Below are 20,962 nucleotides of genomic sequence, written 5' to 3'. Positions count from 1 at the left end.
GAAACTAGAAAACCGCCTATTGTAGGCGGTTTTGCTATGTCTTGTCTCGCTTGAACCTTATCCGTGGCCTTGCGTTATGTCAAACTCAAAGCGCGGCACGAAACATGAATCAAAAACATATTAAAGCTGCGATGAATCCCCGCCAGAAAGAAGAACGTCTGGATGAAAATCTACAATCAGTTGCTCGACTAACTCCAAGTCAAAAGTATCGAGCGCTTGTGTGATATCCCGCCGTTGTGAAGCAGGCAGTTGCTCACTAAGTCGCTGTACTACTTCGTTGGTCTTATTGATATCCCCACTTTTCGCAGCCCGATAGATTTCCTGCCAGTCTTGATCCGCCATCACCGCTTGTTGGCACTCGGCTGTTTTCGACAAAGAAGACGCTAATGCGGCCTCTTTATGGTCATCAAATATGGGCACAAATCGGACATCCATATGGGACACCAACGCCTCATACACTTCTTCCACTTTATATGGCTTGGCTATTACCTGCCAAAAACCGTCTTTTTTCAACTCGGCTAATTCGTGAGTCATGGTGGAAGCCGTCACCGCGATGACAGGAATCTTGTTATCTGGGTCCAAATCTTGAATCGCCTTCAATAGATCTCGGCCACTTTTGTTTGGCATACGGATGTCGGTCATTACCATTTCAGGGCGATATTTCTTAAAGCGTTCAATGGCGATTTCTCCGTCTTCTGCCTCAATAATTTGGCAACCCGCCTTCTCCAGTAAAGACACTAAAATATCCCTAGACCAGTCATCGTCTTCGGCCACCAGCACACTAATAGGGTGACTTAGGCGACTATGGGAACCGGCTTCAAAAGCAGAGTATTCAAGGGTCACTTCTTCTGTCATGTCTGAAATCGGCATCATCACAGTAACACGGGTTCCACCAGAAGGAGGGCTCTGAATAGCAAGCGATCCGCCCATTAACTTTACGAGGGTATGAGACAACGCCAACCCAAGGCCTGTACCACCTTCGCGCTGACCTGCCTCCCCCTGAACAAATGGCGTAAATAGGCTGTCCATTTGCGTATTATCAATTCCTGGGCCTGTGTCTGAGATAACTAACTCAAGTAAATCGTCTTCATAATGGCTCGTTACTGTCACGGAACCTGTCGCAGTAAATTTCACGGCATTGCCGACCAAATTAGTCAGTACTTGATGAAATTTAACAGGGTCAATCCACACCAATAATTCAGCCGGCATGTCTAGATCGGCACTAAGCTGCAAGCCTTTTTTTTGTGCCTGCCCTTGAAGCAACTTAACCACCTGCAGTATTTCTTTTCGCAAACTGACTTTCTGGCAGTGCAACACCATGCGGCCGGATTCGATTCGGGCAATGTCTAAAATGTCGTTGATCAAGGCCAGTAAACGTTCACCGGCTCCTTCAATGGCTTGAAAGCGCGTCTTTGCGACACCAGTTAGGGTCATGTCTTCTCGGATCAGTTGTGCGTAGCCAATAATGGCATTCAGCGGGGTGCGGATTTCGTGACTCATATTTGCCAAGAAGTTACTTTTCGCCTGGCTGGCTTGCTCTGCGGCCTGTTTTGCATTCTCCAATTGAGCGGAGACGTTCTTTTGGTCACTGATGTCGCTCATGATATCGCCAAAAGAAATGGCGTCGCCTTCGTCGTTGCGTAAAATAAAGTAGGTTTCATAGGTTTCAAACACCCGCCCATCCATACTCTGCGCTTGCAGCTCCCCCTCCCAGACGCCGTGCTCTTTGACATAAGGAATCACGGTGTTGGTTAAAAATTGCTGACTTTTAGACGGATAAAATGCGAGGTAGTTGAGATCTTTAAGCGGCACATCGTCACTAACGCAAAGCAAATCACGCATTTTTTTGTTCAGATAAGACATGTCCCCGTTTAACGTTGCCATACCAAACCCTTGGGCAGAGTTATCCGCAAAGCTTTTAAAAAGCTTTAGCTCACTGATGAGTGAGTTGCGCTCTGTAATGTCTCTTGCGATCCCCAATACGCCTTTAAAATTCAATGAAGGCTCTTCGATTGGCACACGATAGACTTCAAACAAGCGTTGACCGCTGCCGTCTGCGGCTGTCCCCCAACAATGCTCATGTAGGGTTTCTCCACGCTGCAAAGCCTGATTGTCTCGGTCTTGATAATATTGGCCATTGCCATCGAGGTTAAGCTCTTGATCGGTTTTTCCTTTTACCTGATCGCGCTGTAAATTATTAAACGTCGAGAAAGCATCATTACAGTCTAAATAATGACCATCCTGATCTTTTGACCACACAGGGTCGGGGATATTATTCAGTAAGGATGAGAGAATTAATTCGCGCCGGCGGGCATTCTCACGAGCCGAAATCAATTCTTTTTCTGTGGCAACAAGGTGATTAACTTGCTCCAAGGTGCCAACAATGCACTGCACGCGCCGACGGCTGTCCCAGCGAGTCACGCTGCCACGCATTTCAAGCCACTGGCTCTCACCGTTTATATCGTCGACACGAAAACGCAGTGACTGAGGCGTTGTTTGGTTTATCTGTTGCGTCAAAATGGCCGCCGACCATTCATCAAAGTCGGGGCGATCTTCTTTCTTGAGGTAGGCGAGCCAGTCTTGAATATTGTTTGGCACGTTTTCTTCCCCAAAACCAAATTGGGCAAAAAACTCAGAGGAAATATAAAACTTTTTACTTTGTGGAAACCATTCCCAGACACCCGCTTTGGTGGCCAAAATGGCTTTAGAATAGCGTCGTTGCAAATGCTTAAAGCGAATAAGAAACACCAGCTGAAAAATCACCAGAAGCGCAGCGGTTCCGATAAACAAAAAGATCAATATACTAACAATGGTCGAGGTTCCAGACGGCATAATCGGATTCCTTAGCGATTCGAACGCAGGGGGGTGCAACACGCCTCCTCCTGTGCTTCTCTTCTTAGAGAAACACGTCCCTTTGGAAACACAGTGTTAAGGGGGCGTATCTTGGTTTACAGTTTTTCAGGTTTATGAAAGTGGTAACCTTGTCCCCACTCCACCCCTAATGCCTGTAACTGCAAAACAATGTCTTGGTTTTCAACAAACTCAGCGACCACAGGTTTATCAAGCATTTTGGCCAGCTTGACAATGGAATCCACCATACCGTGGTGTATTGCGTTCAGGTGCATGTCTTTGACAAACAACCCATCAATTTTGATCAAGTCGAAGGGCAAATCCATCAAGTAGGCAAACGAAGAAAAGCCTGTTCCAAAATCATCCAGCGCAATACTGCAGCCGCACTCATGCAATAGAGACATAAAGTGACGCGTATCTACAAAGTTATTCAGCGCTTCAGTTTCTGTGATTTCAAAACAAAACTTCTGGCCATCAAGCTGGTATTTATCCAGTTGTGCGACAATAAAATCTGCAAAATCCGCTTCACGAACCGACAACGCAGACACATTCAGAGCCACCTGGCTAACTTCTTCCCATAGGTGCGGCCTTTCTGCCAGCTGTTGCATGGTATGGCTGATGACCCAACGGTCTATTTTGGAGATGATGCCAAAGCGCTCCGCTGCGCGAATAAAGTCATTCGGATAAAGCAGTTTCCCCGTTTTCTCGTCTCTCAAACGAACTAGAATTTCAATTTTTTTGCCAAGCGTCCTTGTTTCTGTCAGTGGAAACAGCTGCTGAAAATGCACCTCAAACAGATCTTTCTCAAGGCCATCAATAATACGCAGCCCCCAATTCAAATTGCCTCTACGCTCTTCATAAGCAAGGGCGTCTGCGTTCTCCACAATGCGTGAATAAATACCGCTTTTCTTGCAGGAGTAACTCACTTCGTCCGCCAACATGATCACTTGCTCAAAAGACACCATATCGACGGTAATGGGGATCGCAATTTTCGTCAGGGATGTTCTAAATTGACGACCATCCCAAACAAAAACAAAGTCTTCAATACGCTGATTCATGATACGGAAGAGCGACTCAACGGCTTCGGCGCCTCCTCGCCCAACGGCGATGGCAAATTTATCGCCACTCAAACGCGTACAAAAATCTCGCTGGGGAGAGCATAAGTCATTAATAACAGTGGCAAGTTGATGCAACAATTCATCGCCTGCTATACAGCCACAGGCATCATTAATCAGATGAAACTCATTAATGTCGATTAACACAAAGTAAGGAACGTGGGCGTTCGTTTTGGACTGAACACCGGAAATAAGGTGGGTAATATGCTCGTCTAATGCGTCGCGATTATAAAGCTGAGTGACAAAGTCATGCTGGGCAAGATAGTTCAAGCGGTCTTGCATATAGCGCCGCTCATTCACTTCTTTGCGTAAATGACGATTGGCTAAATTTAAGTCGGCGGTGCGATCCCGAACCTTTTCTTCCAACATAAGGTTCAAGTCTTTTAGCTCATTCGTCAAATTGAAACGCTCCAACTGATGAGCAACACGCGAGCGTACTTCTTCAACACGAATAGGCTTCGTTATGTAATCGTTTCCTCCCGCATCGAAGCCACGACTAATATCGTCTACTAAGGCGGTAACAAACACCACAGGGAGATCTTTAAACTTGGCATTGGCTCTTATTTGGCGGCAGGTTTCAAAACCATCAATCCCACCCATCATAACGTCTAAAAGGACAAGGCAAGGCTCAGTTCGCTCCAACAAAGCCAATGCACGCTCTCCTGAATTGGCCACGACAACCTGGCAGTCTAATGCCGAGATAACGTCATTTAATACCCGCAAATTCTCAGGTACATCATCGACAATCAATACTGTGGGTATTTGCTTCATGCTCCGTTATGCCTTCCTTAATTGGTTCAAATAGAGTGCCACACCTGTTACAAAATCACCAATGTGTGTTTTTTAAACAACATCTTAGAGTCTACCCTTGTTTTACTATGAATTTCTATCCTACTTTAGCCTCTATCTTCAATCTCATCAGAATACATCACCAAAATCTTGACCTTGGACTAACATCCAAGGTTTATACTTGTCTTAACTATCATTCAAGAGAGAAAAGCATGTACCGTATTGGCGAGCTGGCAAACGACTTCAAGGTAAAAAGCGATACGCTCAGATTTTATGAAAAGCATGGCCTATTAACGCCATCAAAGCGTTCTGATTCAGGCTATCGGCTGTATACCGAGCAAGACAAAAAAACATTGTCTTTTATCCTTCGCGCCAAAACCGTTGGCTTTAGCTTAGCGGATATCCATGAGCTGCTTTCTATCGAGGTCGATAAAGACAACAACGCCTGTGCCGATGTCAAAATAGTGGTCGATGCAAAACTTGAAGAAGTTGAAAGAAAAATCGCCGAACTTAACCACTTCCAACAATCATTAAAACAGCTGTCTGATGCCTGCTGTGGCGGCCCTGGAAGCGCGGCTCAGTGCACCATACTCGAAGCACTGGAATCTGATGTTCATAACGTTCAACCAGAACATCATCACTGTCTAAAGGAGTGAATACCATGGCCTTCTTAACTCATTTTGCGGAACTTTTTTTGGAATCTGCTCCCTGGCTACTCCTAGGGTTCATCTTGGCCGGCCTGCTCAAGGTGTTTGTTCCAATGAGCTGGATGAACAAGCAACTCGGTGGACACGGCCTAAAATCCGTCGTTAAAGCCGCCGTCTTTGGCGCACCATTGCCACTGTGCTCTTGTGGTGTTATTCCCGCCGCGGTGGGCTTACGCCGTGCGGGCGCTTCCAAAGCATCTACCACGTCTTTTTTGGTGTCCACGCCTGAAACTGGGGTCGACTCCATTACCGTATCCTACGTTTTACTAGGGCCTTTTATGGCCATTATTCGCCCTATCGCCGCCGTTTTTAGTGCCATTCTGGCAGGGTTATTGGTGGGCCGAGATGACGATGATGGCGTCCCTAATACAAAGTCGGCAACGCAAGTGAATGCCAAGGAAACGAGCTCGTGCTGTGCTACCAGCACACCCGCAGAGCCATCGTGCTGCGGCACAACCAGCACAGCTGAAGCGTCCTGCTGCTCAACAAATGATGCGCCAGTAAAGTCTGCAAGCATCACGGCTAAAATTCGCTCAAGCCTCCACTATGCTGCCACAGAGCTATTAGACGATACCGCCCTTTGGTTATTGGTTGGTTTGGGGTTTGCGGCCCTAGTGCAAACCTACATTCCTGATGACTTTCTAGCGTCATGGGGAAATGGCTTATTGGCCATGCTTGTTATGGTGCTGATATCCATCCCCATGTATATCTGTGCGACCGCATCGACCCCCATCGCAGCGGGTCTTTTATTAGCCGGTGTGGCACCAGGACCCGTCCTCGTTTTTATGATGGCAGGGCCTGCTACCAACATTGCCACCTTAGGTGTTGTCGCAAAAGAGTTAGGCAAGAAAGCCTTAGTAGGGTATTTAACAGGGGTATTAGGCGGTGCGTTATTGTTCGGTTTTTTAGTCGATTTTCTGGTGACTAAATTTGCTATTTCAGTGGTGCCTCAAATTGGTCCTGAGCTCACGCTATTGCCTAGTTGGGTTACCCTATCAACCGGCGTCATTCTTGCGTTTCTCATGGTTGTTTCATTAACGAAGCAGATGATGATGAAAATGAACAAAGGCCATTCTCATCAGCATTCACATTAATCAATATGAAGTAAGCCAACGCACATGAGTCAGTACTTAGCGTCAATCTTTAAGCCAATAAGACGGCCTCTTATTGGCTTGTTTGCCTCTACCAATGGTGAACCACCAATTAAGCCGCTTTGATTTCTTTGGCGTGCGCCCATTTGGGTGGTCGATGGTAGCGCCCTACCACTGAACTTAAAAAAGCAAAGGCAAGCAAAGAGTAGCCTATGCTTTCCGCTTTTAATGTCACTATCGCCACCGCAAAAACCAATAAGTCAGCCACTAGTGTGGTCTTGCTGGCATGAATCCCATAGCGGCGCTCTAAATACACAGAGAGAATATTCAACCCACCTAAAGAGGCGTTATGTCGGAATAAAATAATGAGCCCAAAACCCACCAATAATCCCCCTAAGGTACCCGATAAAATAGGGTTCATATCAATCGAAACAAAGTGTTTCATTAACTCAGAGAAAATCGACAACAAGCTAATACTGATAAAGGTGTTAACGGTAAAGTCTCGACCTAAAGTACGCCAAGCAAGCAGATAAAAAGGGATGTTGAGCAAAAAGAATAACTGCCCAAAAGAAAGGTCGGTTAACTGTCTCAGTATCATACCGACTCCAGCAGTGCCACTAATCAGTAGACCGGCTGAGTTCAGAATGTGTATGCCTAAAGCAACCAATACACAGCCTTCAAAAATAGAAAGCCAACGGTGTGTTACGTTCATAATAAGTCCTCAATGCCCGCATTAACTTTTGATTAATGACGGAATAGCTGTCGTTCGCTTCTTGTGGAAGCGGTTAACGCAGATTAAATAGTAACCCAGCGTTTCTGCAACGTATGCATAACACATACCAAATTTGATGGACTGTATTATCCATAAACTGGAGTGTTTATCATCCACTGTGCTCGCTTTATGACTTTTTACCTTTTACACGCTCACTATCAGTGCATTTCAGACAATAAAAAACCTCGTAATGACCGAGCACTACGAGGTTTTAGACTCACCTATCTTGGTTTTTCTTAGCGAGATTTAACCTTGGATTTACGACGTTTAGCGGGAACTGCAGCAGCGTTTGTTGGCGCGCCCCCTGCTCGAGAGGACGCACTGCCTCCCGCTTTACCAGACTTTTTACGCGCTTTATCCGCCGCCGCATTCTTCGCCATTGTTGGACGATTCGAGGTATGAGAAGCCCCGGTCTGCTGCCCTGCTTTTGGCTTCACTGGACGACGCGACACTTGTTTGTCTTTGTCTTCCGATGGCACCAACTTATTGTCGCCATTACCGATCAAATCTGCGCGTCCCATTTTGATCAAGGTATTACGCAAATCTTTCCAGTTGTTCTGGTCGTGGTAGCGTAAAAAGCCTTTTTGTACGGTGCGCTGTTTATAGTCTTTCGGCGTATAAACGTCTTCACTCTTATAAGTCACCGGTTTCAATGGGTTCTTACCGGAATGGTACATGGCCGTCGCCAACGACATAGGTGAAGGGTAAAAGGTTTGTACCTGATCCGGTTTGAAATCGTTGGTTTTCAACCACAAAGCCAAATTCATCATGTCTTCATCTGAACTGCCCGGGTGAGCCGCAATAAAGTACGGAATCAAATGCTGTTTTTTGCCCGCTTCTTTAGAGTATTTATCAAACATCCGCTTGAAACGCTCGTAGGTGCCCATGCCCGGCTTCATCATTTTAGACAAGGTGTCTTTTTCAGAGTGCTCTGGGGCAATTTTTAACAAACCACCAACGTGATGCGTCACCAACTCACGTACGTACTCAGGGTCTTCAACCGCTAGGTCATAGCGTAGGCCTGAGGCAATAGAAACGGTATGAATCCCTTCTACGGCACGCGTTTTACGGTATAGCTGGGTGGTTGGGCTATGGTCCGTATTTAAGTTAGAGCAAATCGTAGGATACACACAGGATAACTTACGACAAGAAGCCTGAACCTCATCGTCGTTACAGTTCAGAGTGTACATATTCGAGGTAGGACCACCTAAGTCAGAAATATGACCGGTAAAGCCTGGCACCTTAGCTTTGATTTCTTCTATCTCATTTAAGATAGATTCATGGGAACGACTCTGAATAACCCGCCCTTCGTGCTCGGTAATCGAACAAAAAGTACAGCCACCAAAACAGCCTCGCATAATATTGATCGACGTTTTGATCATGTCGTAGGCAGGAATACGCGCTTTTTTGTATTTCGGATGTGGCACACGCGCATAAGGCAGATCAAAGACACCATCCATTTCCGGTGTTTCCAATGGAATTGGTGGCGGATTAACCCAAATCTCTTTTTTACCATGTTTTTGAATCAAAGCTCGCGCATTATGCGGGTTAGATTCCAGGTGCAAAATACGTGAAGTATGCGCATACAAAACAGGGTCTTTAGAGACCTTTTCAAACGAAGGCAAGCGAATATAAGTGGTTTCAGGGTCCAGTTTCTCACCGCGACGTAATGGCGCAGGAATCACTCGAATAGGCATGACATCAGAGTCTTCTTCGCCCTCTTTTGTCTGGCATTTGCCTTCAGGAATGTATTCGTAAGGGCTGTATATTTGGTCGACCTTGCCAGGCCAATCTACTCGGGTTGAGTCAATTTCTGTGTAACCACCTGGCGGTGCATCTCGAACAATGGTGGTGCCACGAATATTGGTTAATTCTTTGATCGTTTTACCCATCGCGATTTGATGAGTAACGTCCAGCATGGCGCGTTCCGCATTACCATAAAGTAAAATATCGGCGGTGGAGTCTATCAAAACCGAACGTCGAACTTCATCGCTCCAATAGTCATACTGAGCAATACGACGCAAACTCGCTTCAATACCACCGACCATCACAGGCACGTCATGGAAGGCTTCTTTACAACGTTGAGAATAAACAATGACAGCGCGATCTGGACGTTTGCCCCCCACACCATAAGGTGTGTAAGCGTCGTCGTTACGCACTTTAAGGTCTGCGGTATAACGGTTAATCAAGGAATCCATGTTCCCCGCCGTTACCCCAAAATACAAATTAGGACGGCCCAAGCGCATGAAATCATTGGCATTACGCCAATCTGGTTGATCAATAATGCCGACACGATAGCCTTTAGACTCTAATAAACGCCCCAATACGGCCATACCAAAACTTGGGTGATCCACATAGGCATCCCCAGTGACAATAATCACATCACAGCTGTCCCAGCCAAGCTGGTCCATTTCTTCTCGGGTGGTCGGCAAAAAAGGGGAAACACCGTAACATTCAGCCCAATACGTTGGATATGAGAATAGATCGGTGGCGGTTTTATGTCGTTTTATCATTGGCAGCTCTTGGTATCGACGTAACCACGATGACATCACGAAATGTGCGTTACGAAGATACATAGGTTATCGGGGGAATTTTCCGGCATTATCCCAGAAAAGACCTCCGGTATACAGAGCCAATATGTAAAGCTGATCAGAAGAGCTTAAGCAGGGACGATATGCCAAACACTCTCTTCAAAGAAACCGTGCCCTTGATCTTTGTATTGCGCATTGGTTTGCACAAGATCTTCAGAGGCAATTTTTTGAATCTTATCGCCCCACATCTGGTTAATTTCTTCATGCGTAACAGAAAATGGCGGCCCCTGTTTATCACCATCATAGCGCAGTGAAATCAGTAATACGAAGGCCGAAGGCGCAAGTAATGAAAGCGCATGAGAAACGTATTCAGCTCGTCGATTCGATGGCATAGCCACCATAGCCGCGCGGTCATAACAGGCGTCAAAACCTGTTTCTTTAAAGGTGAAAAAATCCCCTTCAACGATTCTTAAAGAAAGCCCTTCCACCGTATGGATTTTCAGGTCACCTTCTTCATGAGTGTTATACACTAAATCGTTGTCACCAAGAAATTGCACCACAGCCAAAGAAGAGAGTTCAACCCCAGTCACTTGATAGCCCTGCTCTGCTAGCCAAATCATGTCGTTTGATTTGCCACACAAAGGAACCAGCACATGACTGCCTTTTGGCAAGTCAGGCCAATAGCCAACCAGTCGAGGATTCACACCTTCTTTATGAAAGCCAATTCGTCCCGATTTCCAACGGTCCAACCAAAATTCGTTTGTTATTACACCGGTTTCATTAAGCATCATTTTATCTCTATCCTAGGCGACTCTAAGTCTCTTGCCGCCGATCATTATATCTTCGACAATAGGTTAAAATGGGTAAACCTATCTAATCCTAACAAATAATATTGATTCAGATCTCTATTTTTACACCCTAAATACGACACTTTTTATACGGAAACATTATGTCTTTAGAAAACGCACCTACACACATAAAACTGGCCATTGATTTAATTGCTTTACTTGAAGACAACAAGATAGACAATCAAGTCGCAATTGACGCTTTAACGCTTGCCTTGAACGATTTTAAAGCAAAACAAAAGCACGCCAACAACGCACTCAGTGCGGCGGCAAAGACGGCTCCTCAACCTTAAAGAAGTCCATCACTCGCTCTTTTGGTACGTCTGAAATACGTCCATATTGCCATTTTGGTTGCTTGTCTTTATCAACCAATAAGGCTCGCACACCTTCTTTAAAATCCCCTTGAGCACAGCAGGCAACAGACAACTGAAGCTCGCGCATAAAAACGGATTCTAAACTTTTGCCGTGAGCCCAATCCAATTGCGCCAATATCAAATGGGCGGATAAGGGGCTGCCATTCAAAAAGTTTTCTTTCGCTTTTATCATTGCCGGACATTCTGGTGAATAGGACAACATAGCGGCATAAACGTTCTCAATGTCCCCTGACATTAATGTCATTACCGTCGGTTGCAGTGCCGTTAGCTCAGGTTTGAGCAAGGGTAACTCATCGGATTGGGCGCGAGTGAACAACGCCTGTTCAATAATAGACGTGACCTTTTTGGGGTCCAATTCCACCATGCTGGCGTTAGCAAACGACGCGATCAAAGCATCGCGATCTTCTGCCATAATGTAATGCGTTGCCAAACCGAGCTCACACGCATCCGTGGCAGAGACCTGATACCCGGTTAGCGCCATAAAACGCGCTATTTCCTTGCTTTCCAGCTGATTTAAGAAGTAACTGGCCCCTACGTCAGGGTACAAACCAATGCTAATTTCAGGCATGGCCAACTTGCTGGATGGTGTTACCACGCGATAACGAGAGGCCATCATTAGCCCCATACCACCGCCCATCACATACCCACTTCCCCAACAAATAATAGGTTTAGGAAAACGGTGTAGTAAATAATCAAGGGCGTACTCTTCTTCAAAGTAACGATGGGCAAAATGCGTCTCTTCAGACGTGACAAGACTGCGATAAACATCAACCACATTACCACCGGCACAAAAGGCTTTATCCCCTGCGCCTTCTAACCAAATAGCGACGACCGTCTGATCCATTCGCCAACTCTCTAGCTGGCTAAGCATCTGCTCTATCATCTCCATGCTCAGAGCATTCAATGCAGAAGGATGATTAAGTCGGATTACACCTAACTTATAACGCTCAGCAAAAGGCTGAACCTCAAACACAACAGGATTGGTCACAAAGCACTCCTTTTTATTTTTATCGGCTTTAATACAGAAACTACCCCATGCGTTATTCGCAAGCAATCTATCAATCGTCCATTACGACAAAAGTCTTACGGGTAAAAAACCAAGATACAAAGCGAAAAAAGCGACAACCTCAAACAAAAAAACCCCTTCATCTGAATGAAGAGGTTTTCAAAACACCATACAATAATCTGAGATTATTTTTTAGGCGCGTACGGGTTTTCCGAAGACTTAAACTCAAATGAAATCGGAGTACCGGTAATATTCAGTATGGTACGGAATTTGTTTTCCAAGTATTTTTTATAACTGCCTGGAAGCGAGTCCGTTTGGTTACCATGCACAACAATACGTGGAGGGTTTGAACCCCCTTGGTGAGCATAACGTAACTTAATACGACGGCTATTGACCATTGGAGGCTGATGCTCAGCAATCGCATCTTCAAGGATACGAGTCAAACGGTTCGTAGACCACTTAGCGTAACAAGACTCATACGTGGATTCGATCGTATCGTATAAATTACCAACATCAGTACCGTGCAAAGCCGAAATGTAATGCACTTTTGCGTAAGGAACAAACCCTAAACGACGCTCCACTTCGCTCTTGATGTGCTCGCGCTCATCTTTTGCTAAGCCATCCCATTTGTTGACGGCAATCACCACACCACGACCGGCATCCAGCACATAACCAATCATATGCAGATCTTGTTCAACCAAGTCTTCATGGGAATCAATCACCACAATCACCACGTTGGCATCTTGAATCGCTTGCAGCGTTTTCACAATCGAGAATTTCTCAACCGCTTCTTTCACATGCTTACGACGACGCACGCCCGCGGTATCGATCAGTGTGTATTCTTTCTCATTACGAATATAAGGAATGTACACACTGTCGCGCGTGGTGCCTGGCATGTCATAAACCACGACTCGGTCTTCACCTAGCATGCGATTTACCAAGGTCGATTTGCCCACATTAGGACGCCCAACCACACCAATACGAATACCACGAGAACCCAGTTGAATTTGATTTTTTGCTTCTTCAACTTGCTCAGCAAACGGCAACATAACCTTATCAATTAAGATATGAACGCCTTTACCGTGCGCCGCCGCAATCGGCAGTAATTCACCAAGCCCTAATGAATAAAAATCTGCCAAGGCAATATCTTCATTAATACCATCGGTCTTGTTGACCACAAGGTAAATAGGCTTATTCGCGCGGCGTAAGTGGTTTGCAATCATTTCATCGGCAGGATTAAGACCATGTCGGCCATCCACTAAAAAGAGCACCGCATCCGCTTCTTCTATCGCAAGAAGAGACTGACGCGCCATCTTTTCATCAATACCTTGTTCGTCGCCACTGATACCACCAGTGTCAATAACAATAAATTCATGCTCACCCGCTTTACCATCGCCATATTTGCGGTCTCGGGTTAGGCCAGGATAATCGGCCACCAAGGCATCGCGAGAACGTGTCAAACGGTTAAAAAGGGTCGACTTTCCAACATTGGGTCTACCTACCAATGCAATAACTGGGATCATTTTTTTACCTATAAAAATACAAAGCGGCCACCACTCCTTTTAGGAATGGCAGCCTCTTTAAAATCGCTAAAAGAGAAGTCGTGTCGACTTCAATAGCTCAATGCCGTGACATCTGAGTCCGGCGTCAATATAAACAGCTGATTTCCATCCGCTATCATACGACTGCCTGGAGCAACATCATCGTTCGCGATATCACGCCCTTTTACTATTCCTGTTTTAAGGTCTAGTAAATGGACATAGCCACCTCGATCCATCACCGCAACATAATCTCTAAAAAATTCAGGCGTAATCAAATCTCGCTTTTCAAGTGTTTTGTTTTCCCACACTTGAGAGCCATTTTTGGCGTTTAAAGCGATCACATTACTGTCCAAATCCACCGCAACGAGAAGGTCATCTCTCACTGCAACACCAACAGCACTAGGAATACTACGCTGCCAGATGGGACTGCCTTTTTGCAACGATAAAGCCGTCACTGTGCCATTATAAGCCGCCGCATAAACCACACCGTCTTTGACAACCAAACGACCATCTACATCACTCAAGCGTTCAATTTCATAACGGCCTTCGGGTTTACCAACGTCATAAGACCAAACCTGTTTACCGGTTTGCAGATCAAAGGCTTTTACTTTGCCGTCTGAAAAGCCAGCTAGTACCTTACCATTAATAATAATAGGCGCACTTGTACCACGGACCGTCAATGCAGGCAAATCCTCTTTTGCTCGCCATAGCACATGGCCATCGCTCGCATCCAAAAGACTCAACCAACCATCGGCAGTTTGCACGGCCAACTTACCATCATAATACGCCGGCTCAGAAAGCACTTCAGAACTCAAGGTCTGCGTCCATTCCACCGCTTTTTTCTTCAATGAAACGGCCACAAGTTGGCCTTCATAAGTACCAAAATAGATGTTATCAGCGTCACGAGTTACGCCTGCACTGGGTTTATATTTCGTTTTGATACGAAGCACTTCATCGCCGTCTTTTTGGGTAAGCTGATACACAGAACCGACGCGAGTAACGAAGAATAAACTATTATCTTGTGCAACCAAGTTGTAACGTTCGCTCGTCTCACCAAAATCGCCATCCACACCAGTACGCCATGATGTGTCTAAATCCACTTCACTGTCGATGGGCGCTGGGCTAGGCAAATCAGGACGGGAGCTGGCACAACCTTGGAGCATTAAAGCCGCTAATATAACACCAGTAACAAGCGATTTACTCATAATCAACCTTTGACTAAGTCCTTGAGTTTAATGTCTAGCAATGGGTGTTTAACATTGTCACCCAAGGCTTCACTGGCTTTTTGATACGCCACTCTCGCTTCATCACGCTTACCTTGCTTAAGGTAAATATCCCCTGCAAGTTCTTGACGCTGAGCAAGAAACTCAGAAGAGGTCACTTGCTCTAATGTTGCTAGCGCAGCGCTGTACTCTTCTTTTTGAATCTGTAACTTAGTAATACGTAAGTTCGCTATCGCAATAAAAGACGCGTCTTCCGTCTGCTTGATCGCCGTTTTAAGATCCGTAATGGCCGCATCGTAGTTGCCCTTTTGAGCATCTAAACGAGCTGAGAACAACTGACCAAACATGGCATAACCCGTATCGTTATAATCATCAGTCAATTGCTTAGCAATGAAAGAGACTGTTTTTTGGTTGTCTTCTTTTGACAAGTCAGACGCGGCTTCGATCATATTTTGATACAAAGCAGACGCTTCACTCAAATGATCTGCTTGGCTTTTTTGCCAAGCTTGCCAACCAAAATAGCCACCAACGCAAACCGCAATCGCTATGATTAAGACAGTGCCGTTCTTTTTCCACCACTCTTTAAACGCTTCAATTTGTTCTTCTTCAGTCTTTAATTCAGACACTTTTTATTCCTCGTTTAAGATGCCGTAACTGGCGCCAGACTTAATTCAACTGTAATTTAGCATTCACACAGTTCGCGATATCAGCAATCTGACAAGATTCTTGATCACCGGTTTGCATGTCTTTGACCTGACAAATGCCTTGCTCCACTTCTTCTTGACCCAAAATAAGAGTCAAACGAGCGCCTGAGTTATTGGCTTTCTTCATCTGGTTTTTAAAGTTACCGCCGCCACAATGACGCAATACCGTCACACCAGCTAATTCAGAGCGCAGCGTCTCCGCCAGCACAGAAGAGGTAATTTCAGCGTCCTCGCCCAAACTAACAACAAACACATCCGTAGAGGCTTTGGCTTCTTCAGGAATAAGTTCAAGCGTTTCCAGTAGCAATACTAGGCGCTCAATCCCCATCGCAAAGCCCACAGCTGGCGTTGCTTTACCCCCTAACTGTTCGACCAAGCCATCGTAACGGCCACCGGCACAAACGGTTGCTTGAGCACCAAGATGCGCAGTCACCCATTCAAACACCGTTTTACCATAATAATCTAGGCCGCGAACTAAGCGATGGTTAATCACAAAAGGCACGCCATTTGCCGTCAGAATTGCTTGCAAACGTTCAAAGTGCGCTTGGGACTCTTCGCCGATAAAGTCCCGAAGACTAGGGGCGTTGTTCAACACCGCCTGTGTTGCTTCGTCTTTAGAGTCCAAAATACGCAATGGGTTCGTCGTTAAGCGGCGCTGACTGTCTTCGTCTAGCTGATCTTTAAACTCTGTTAAGTAATCAACCAAGGCCGCTTTGTAAGCTTCGCGCTCAGACGCCAAGCCGATGGTATTCAGTTGCAGCTCAACATGCTCCAACAACCCCAGCTTTTTCCATAAGCGCGCAGACAAAACAATCAGTTCAGCATCAACGTCGGCACTCGCCATACCAAAGGCTTCAACACCAATTTGGTGAAACTGACGGTAGCGACCTTTTTGCGGGCGCTCATAACGAAACATAGGACCTGTGTACCACAAGCGCTGCACTTGATTAAACAACAAACCAGCTTGATCCGCTGCACGCACACAACTTGCGGTTCCTTCTGGGCGCAAGGTTAACGATTCACCATTGCGATCCTCAAAGGTGTACATTTCTTTTTCAACGATGTCTGTTGTTTCACCCACACCACGTTTAAACAGGTCGGTGTTTTCAACGATCGGAAAACGAATCTGTTGGTAGCCATAAGACTTCACAACATCAGCAACCGTGCTTTCTAAATATTGCCAAACAGAAGACTGGCCTGGAAGAATGTCATTCATTCCTCGAATAGCTTGGATTTTACGAGCCACTACAATTCCTTAATTTTTAGCGATGATGTTCGCCATCTCACGTTCTTTAGTTTTAGCCTTCTGACGAATCATTTTTTCAAGATCGTCAACTAATGTTTCATTCTTGAATTTGCTGTTCGGTTTGCCATCCAAATACACTAGGTTATTTGGCGAACCACCAGCAAGACCTATGTCCGCTTCTTTTGCTTCACCAGGCCCATTTACCACACAACCAATCACAGCGACGTCCATTGGAATGACGATATCTTCTAATCGCTCTTCAAGCTGATTCATGGTTTTAATCACGTCAAAGTTTTGACGCGAGCAGCTTGGGCAGGCAATAAAGTTAATGCCGCGGTTACGCAATTTAAGACTGCGCAACATGTCCCAACCGACTTTTATTTCTTGTACAGGGTCGGCCGCCAGAGACACTCGCAATGTGTCGCCAATGCCATCCATCAACAAAAGCCCTAGGCCGATAGACGACTTCACCGTACCTGAACGCAAGCCGCCGGCTTCTGTAATCCCTAAATGCAACGGGTTATCAATTTGACTGGCGATTTTGCGATAGGCCTCAACCGTCATAAAAATATCCGACGCTTTAAGGCTTAACTTGTACTCATGGAAATCCAATTCATCAAAATACTGAAGTTGACGAAAAGCCGACTCAACCAAAGCATCAGGCGTAGGTTCACCGTACTTTTTCTGCAAGTCTTTTTCTAATGATCCTGCATTCACACCAATTCGAATCGGGATGTTTTTGTCTCGAGCGCAATCAACAACCGATCGAATTCGGTCTTTATTACCAATATTACCTGGGTTGATACGTAAGCAATCTACCCCGTATTCAGCCACTTTGAGAGCAATTTTATAATCAAAATGGATATCGGCAACCAGTGGCACAGACACTTGTTTACGAATTTGCTTAAAGGCTTCTGCCGCATCCATGGAAGGAATAGACACACGTACAATGTCACCACCAGCATCGGCGATGGCTCTTATTTGAGCGACTGTGGCATCAACATCGCAGGTTTCAGTGTTCGTCATACTCTGAACACTAATAGGGGCGCCGCCACCAACTGGCACATTCCCCACCATAATTTGACGTGATTGACGACGTTTTATTGGCGATTCAAAATGCATAGTTTTCTCTACTTGAGCTCGAAGCGAGCCAGATCTTTGTGAGTATATGAGGAGAAGTCGTAGACTTCACCTTTAAATTTAAATGAGGAAACACCACGAGCGTAACCAATAACAACACGATAAGGCGCGCTACCGGTAACCTCTAATTTACTGCCTGCGGCTTTCACACCTGAGTATAAAATTTTACCGGTACTGTCTCGAATCTCAGTCCAGCAATCCGCATCAAACGCCATTTCTATGTCGTTTTTATAAAGGGGAGCTTGAGGCGTACTGACAACTTGCTCTGTAGGCACATCTTTTGTTGCTTCTTCGACTTTTTGGGGATTAACACCCGCTTTTTCTAGGATCGCAATGGTTTCCGCAGACAGCCCAGTCGTGACCGCATTATCAGCGACCGGCAACTCTTCTTCTGCGGCGGCTTTATTGACGGCGGCATCATCCGAATCTTGCGCAACAGAAGCTTCTGGTTCAGTGGTCGCTGCAGCCTCGTTAGAGGTCGCAGAGGGAGCCAAAGCAGGCATGGATGTATCTACCGAGCTTTGCTCTTCGACACCTTGATCCGCGGCGGCATTTTTTTCAATCACTGCCGAGTTATTATTTGAAAAGGAAGGCCACCAAAACGCTAAAAAAACCAAGACGGCAATAATAACAATGGAGATAAGAATAACAAAAGGATCACCAAAGCCTGCTTGCTTATTGATGACCTTATCGACCGGTTTAATATTAGATTCCGCTTTGGCGGTGGTGAGCGAATCGAACGCCGCTAACATCAGGTTTACATCCAGACCTACCAGACGGCAATAGCCCTTAAGATAACCCCTAGCAAAGGTCGCAGATCTAAAATAATCAAACTGATTGTCTTCCAACGCCCTCACTTGGTCGATTGGAATTTTTAATTCGGTAGAAACTTGCCTTTCATCTAAATGACGCTCAACTCGCGCGGCTTTAAGACTCTTACCGATATCAATGTTTGCGGTGTCGCTGTCGTTAAAAGAAACATCAGTTTGGAATTCAGTTGTCATGTTAATACCTTGAGCTATCCAAGCATATCGAAGTGCTCGCGGATGAATAAATTGTAGGGTCAGTTTCGCGTGCGATGATCTGCCGCGACAGACAGTTATATTCATCAAAATACGCTGTGTTTTGCGTATTTCTAGTTTCAGCCTGGATATTATTTAAAATGAGGCGAGCCTTACTAAGGTTACCCTGTATTAAAACAAGATTAAGCTCAGTCATCAAACCAATAAGCGGCAAATGCGCGATTTCTTTTGCTCGTTTTAGATCCTTCCACGCCTTTTTTACGTCATCTTGACGTATCGCACAGCGAGAGAGGTTAATCCACACGGATTGCCTTGTTGACAAGCCATTTTGGGCCGCCTTTTGAAAAGCCAGACAGGCCTCGGACCACTGTCGTTTTGCCCCTAATAAAACACCAAAGTTGTTCAATAAAAAATCATCATTAGGAAATCGCTGCAAACCTTGCCGGTGTGCATCTAACGCTTTGCTCTCATCACCCACTTGCAGCCAGTATAGACTCAATAAACGCCAATACTCTCGACGTCGATTTTGGTCTGTAATTTGATCCAATTGGGATTTTGCCAATGGCAACTGACCCAACAAAAGATGCGCCTGTATCAAGGACAAGCGTTTTTGATCGGAATGTTTGTGGGTACTCTGGCTAACAGGCTGGTAAGCACAAGCAGAAAGCAATAATGCGCTGAGCACCATTGCCATCACTAGGTGTTTTTTCATGAAGACATCCTTGTCTTACATTACAGGAGTTTCGGAACGATCCGCTTAACTCTTTACTTCACGCAACTCTATGTACTTTTGACTACGACGTGTCTTATCGTGAAAGTCACCAACTAATTGGCCACACGCCGCATCAATATCATCACCACGGGTCGTTCGCACGGTTACAGTATAGCCTGCGTCAGCCAAAATTTTCTGGAAACGACGAGTACGATTATTAGATGGCTTTTCATAACCCGAATTTGGGAAAGGGTTGAATGGTATCAAATTGATTTTACACTCCAACTCTTGAAGCAACTCCGCCAACTCATGAGCCTGATTTTCGTTGTCGTTCACACCCGACATCAAGGTGTATTCAATCGTGATGTGGCGTTTATCCGGCAAATTAGCCAAATAATGCTGGCAGGATTCAATCAACTCAGCAATAGGGTATTTTTTGTTAATAGGCACAAGTTCATTACGCAGCGCATCATTGGGTGCGTGCAAAGAAATCGCCAGTGACACATCGGTACGCTTTACCAACTCGTAAATTTTTGGCACCACACCAGAGGTGCTCAAAGTAACACGACGCTTAGACAAGCCATACGCGTTGTCGTGCATCATCAGTATCATCGCATCGACAACAGGCTCAAAGTTCATCAGTGGCTCACCCATGCCCATCATGACGACGTTCGTCACGCGGCGAGGACCATTTGGGTCCATTGGGCCAAAGGATTTAATCGCAATCCACACCTGACCAATAATCTCAGCCGGTGTTAAGTTACGGTTAAAGCCCTGTTTACCCGTGGAGCAAAAACTGCAATCCAAAGAGCAACCAACCTGAGAAGACACACACAAGGTTGCACGATCACCATCAGGGATCAATACCGTCTCAACACAATCGTTCTTGCCACCTTCCGTGCGGATGATCCACTTACGTGTACCGTCTGTTGAAATGTTTTGAGAAACAATCTCTGGAGCGCGAATTTCGCACGTCTTTTCCAATTTTGCGCGCAGCACCTTACTGACATCCGTCATTTCTTCGAAACTTTCAGCGCCCTTTTGATGAATCCATTTCATCACTTGAGTGGCACGGAATTTTTTCTCACCGATGGATTCAAAATACTCGATCAGTTTTTCAGGAGATAAACCCAATAGGTTTATTTTTTTGATGTCAGTCATAATAAATATCGCTTGCTGTGTATAGCATTAAGTGTAAACGAAAAAAGCCTCTGAAAAGAAAGGTCTTTTCAGAAGCCTCTGTAAAAAAGCGGGCTAGCGCCCGCTTTTACAAATCAGTTCGGACATAAAAGTC

At 45.5% G+C, this 20,962-nt stretch carries 17 protein-coding genes; 3 read left to right on the top strand and 14 right to left on the bottom strand.

Annotation, left to right across the window (positions count from 1 at the left end):
* Positions 1 to 120: 120 nt before the first annotated feature.
* Both E0D71_RS08070 and E0D71_RS08065 read right to left on the bottom strand, forming a co-directional pair.
* Entirely contained in the window at positions 121 to 2,832 is a 2,712-nt protein-coding gene (locus tag E0D71_RS08070; protein WP_133002813.1) for an ATP-binding protein, read from the bottom strand.
* Positions 2,833 to 2,948: 116 nt separating this feature from the next.
* The gene (locus E0D71_RS08065) at positions 2,949 to 4,736 is read right to left on the bottom strand and encodes an EAL domain-containing response regulator (protein ID WP_133002812.1); all 1,788 of its coding nucleotides are present in this window, start codon (positions 4,734 to 4,736) and stop codon (positions 2,949 to 2,951) included.
* 230 nt (positions 4,737 to 4,966) lie between these two features.
* Here E0D71_RS08065 and zntR point away from each other — a divergent pair, with 230 nt between their 5' ends.
* Both zntR and E0D71_RS08055 read left to right on the top strand, forming a co-directional pair.
* A complete protein-coding gene (gene zntR, locus E0D71_RS08060) occupies positions 4,967 to 5,410 on the top strand; it encodes a Zn(2+)-responsive transcriptional regulator (RefSeq protein WP_133002811.1) in 444 nt (147 codons plus the stop codon).
* A 5-nt stretch (positions 5,411 to 5,415) separates the two neighbouring features.
* Positions 5,416 to 6,555, top strand: a complete 1,140-nt coding sequence (locus tag E0D71_RS08055; protein ID WP_133002810.1) for an SO_0444 family Cu/Zn efflux transporter — start codon at positions 5,416 to 5,418, stop codon at positions 6,553 to 6,555.
* Between the two features lie 109 nt (positions 6,556 to 6,664).
* On the opposite strand, the gene E0D71_RS08050 is transcribed toward E0D71_RS08055, so the two are convergent.
* The 3 genes from E0D71_RS08050 to E0D71_RS08040 form a co-directional block, all read right to left on the bottom strand.
* Positions 6,665 to 7,264 (bottom strand): YitT family protein, encoded by a 600-nt coding sequence (locus tag E0D71_RS08050; RefSeq protein WP_133002809.1) that lies wholly within the window; start codon positions 7,262 to 7,264, stop codon positions 6,665 to 6,667.
* A 296-nt stretch (positions 7,265 to 7,560) separates the two neighbouring features.
* Positions 7,561 to 9,837: a YgiQ family radical SAM protein gene (locus tag E0D71_RS08045; RefSeq protein ID WP_133002808.1), complete on the bottom strand. Its 2,277-nt coding sequence runs from the start codon at positions 9,835 to 9,837 to the stop codon at positions 7,561 to 7,563.
* Positions 9,838 to 9,983: 146 nt separating this feature from the next.
* Entirely contained in the window at positions 9,984 to 10,646 is a 663-nt protein-coding gene (locus E0D71_RS08040) for a thiopurine S-methyltransferase (protein ID WP_243711983.1), read from the bottom strand.
* 158 nt (positions 10,647 to 10,804) lie between these two features.
* Here E0D71_RS08040 and E0D71_RS08035 point away from each other — a divergent pair, with 158 nt between their 5' ends.
* Positions 10,805 to 10,993, top strand: coding sequence for a DUF2496 domain-containing protein (locus E0D71_RS08035; RefSeq protein WP_133002807.1), 189 nt, complete (start codon positions 10,805 to 10,807; stop codon positions 10,991 to 10,993).
* Here the strand turns inward: E0D71_RS08035 and E0D71_RS08030 are convergent.
* The 9 genes from E0D71_RS08030 to rlmN all read right to left on the bottom strand — a co-directional run bounded on the left by E0D71_RS08030 (position 10,959) and on the right by rlmN (position 20,829).
* The gene (locus E0D71_RS08030) at positions 10,959 to 12,062 is read right to left on the bottom strand and encodes an enoyl-CoA hydratase/isomerase family protein (RefSeq protein ID WP_165942971.1); all 1,104 of its coding nucleotides are present in this window, start codon (positions 12,060 to 12,062) and stop codon (positions 10,959 to 10,961) included. The two genes, E0D71_RS08035 and E0D71_RS08030, sit on opposite strands and share 35 nt — an antisense overlap.
* A 203-nt stretch (positions 12,063 to 12,265) precedes the next feature.
* Positions 12,266 to 13,603 (bottom strand): ribosome biogenesis GTPase Der, encoded by a 1,338-nt coding sequence (der, locus tag E0D71_RS08025; protein WP_133002805.1) that lies wholly within the window; start codon positions 13,601 to 13,603, stop codon positions 12,266 to 12,268.
* An 89-nt stretch (positions 13,604 to 13,692) separates the two neighbouring features.
* Positions 13,693 to 14,826 carry an outer membrane protein assembly factor BamB gene (bamB, locus tag E0D71_RS08020; RefSeq protein ID WP_133002804.1) on the bottom strand — a complete coding sequence of 378 codons (1,134 nt, stop codon included), beginning with the start codon at positions 14,824 to 14,826 and terminating at the stop codon, positions 13,693 to 13,695.
* 2 nt (positions 14,827 to 14,828) lie between these two features.
* Entirely contained in the window at positions 14,829 to 15,470 is a 642-nt protein-coding gene (locus E0D71_RS08015) for a tetratricopeptide repeat protein (RefSeq protein ID WP_133002803.1), read from the bottom strand.
* Positions 15,471 to 15,510: 40 nt separating this feature from the next.
* Positions 15,511 to 16,794: a histidine--tRNA ligase gene (hisS, locus tag E0D71_RS08010; protein ID WP_133002802.1), complete on the bottom strand. Its 1,284-nt coding sequence runs from the start codon at positions 16,792 to 16,794 to the stop codon at positions 15,511 to 15,513.
* 9 nt (positions 16,795 to 16,803) lie between these two features.
* Positions 16,804 to 17,916, bottom strand: coding sequence for a flavodoxin-dependent (E)-4-hydroxy-3-methylbut-2-enyl-diphosphate synthase (gene ispG / locus E0D71_RS08005; RefSeq protein ID WP_133002801.1), 1,113 nt, complete (start codon positions 17,914 to 17,916; stop codon positions 16,804 to 16,806).
* Between the two features lie 8 nt (positions 17,917 to 17,924).
* Positions 17,925 to 18,938: a RodZ domain-containing protein gene (locus E0D71_RS08000; RefSeq protein ID WP_243711982.1), complete on the bottom strand. Its 1,014-nt coding sequence runs from the start codon at positions 18,936 to 18,938 to the stop codon at positions 17,925 to 17,927.
* Position 18,939: 1 nt separating this feature from the next.
* On the bottom strand, positions 18,940 to 19,668 hold the full coding sequence (locus E0D71_RS07995; protein ID WP_243711981.1) for a hypothetical protein: 729 nt from the start codon (positions 19,666 to 19,668) through the stop codon (positions 18,940 to 18,942).
* 45 nt (positions 19,669 to 19,713) lie between these two features.
* A complete protein-coding gene (gene rlmN, locus E0D71_RS07990) occupies positions 19,714 to 20,829 on the bottom strand; it encodes a 23S rRNA (adenine(2503)-C(2))-methyltransferase RlmN (RefSeq protein ID WP_133002800.1) in 1,116 nt (371 codons plus the stop codon).
* Positions 20,830 to 20,962: the final 133 nt, after the last annotated feature.

The sequence above is a fragment of the Marinomonas sp. KMM3893 genome, from assembly GCF_004352855.1.
In the GTDB taxonomy this organism is placed as follows: domain Bacteria; phylum Pseudomonadota; class Gammaproteobacteria; order Pseudomonadales; family Marinomonadaceae; genus Marinomonas; species Marinomonas arenicola.
Note: the sequence above shows the minus strand (reverse complement) of the source record. Positions and strands in the feature narration are given on the sequence as shown.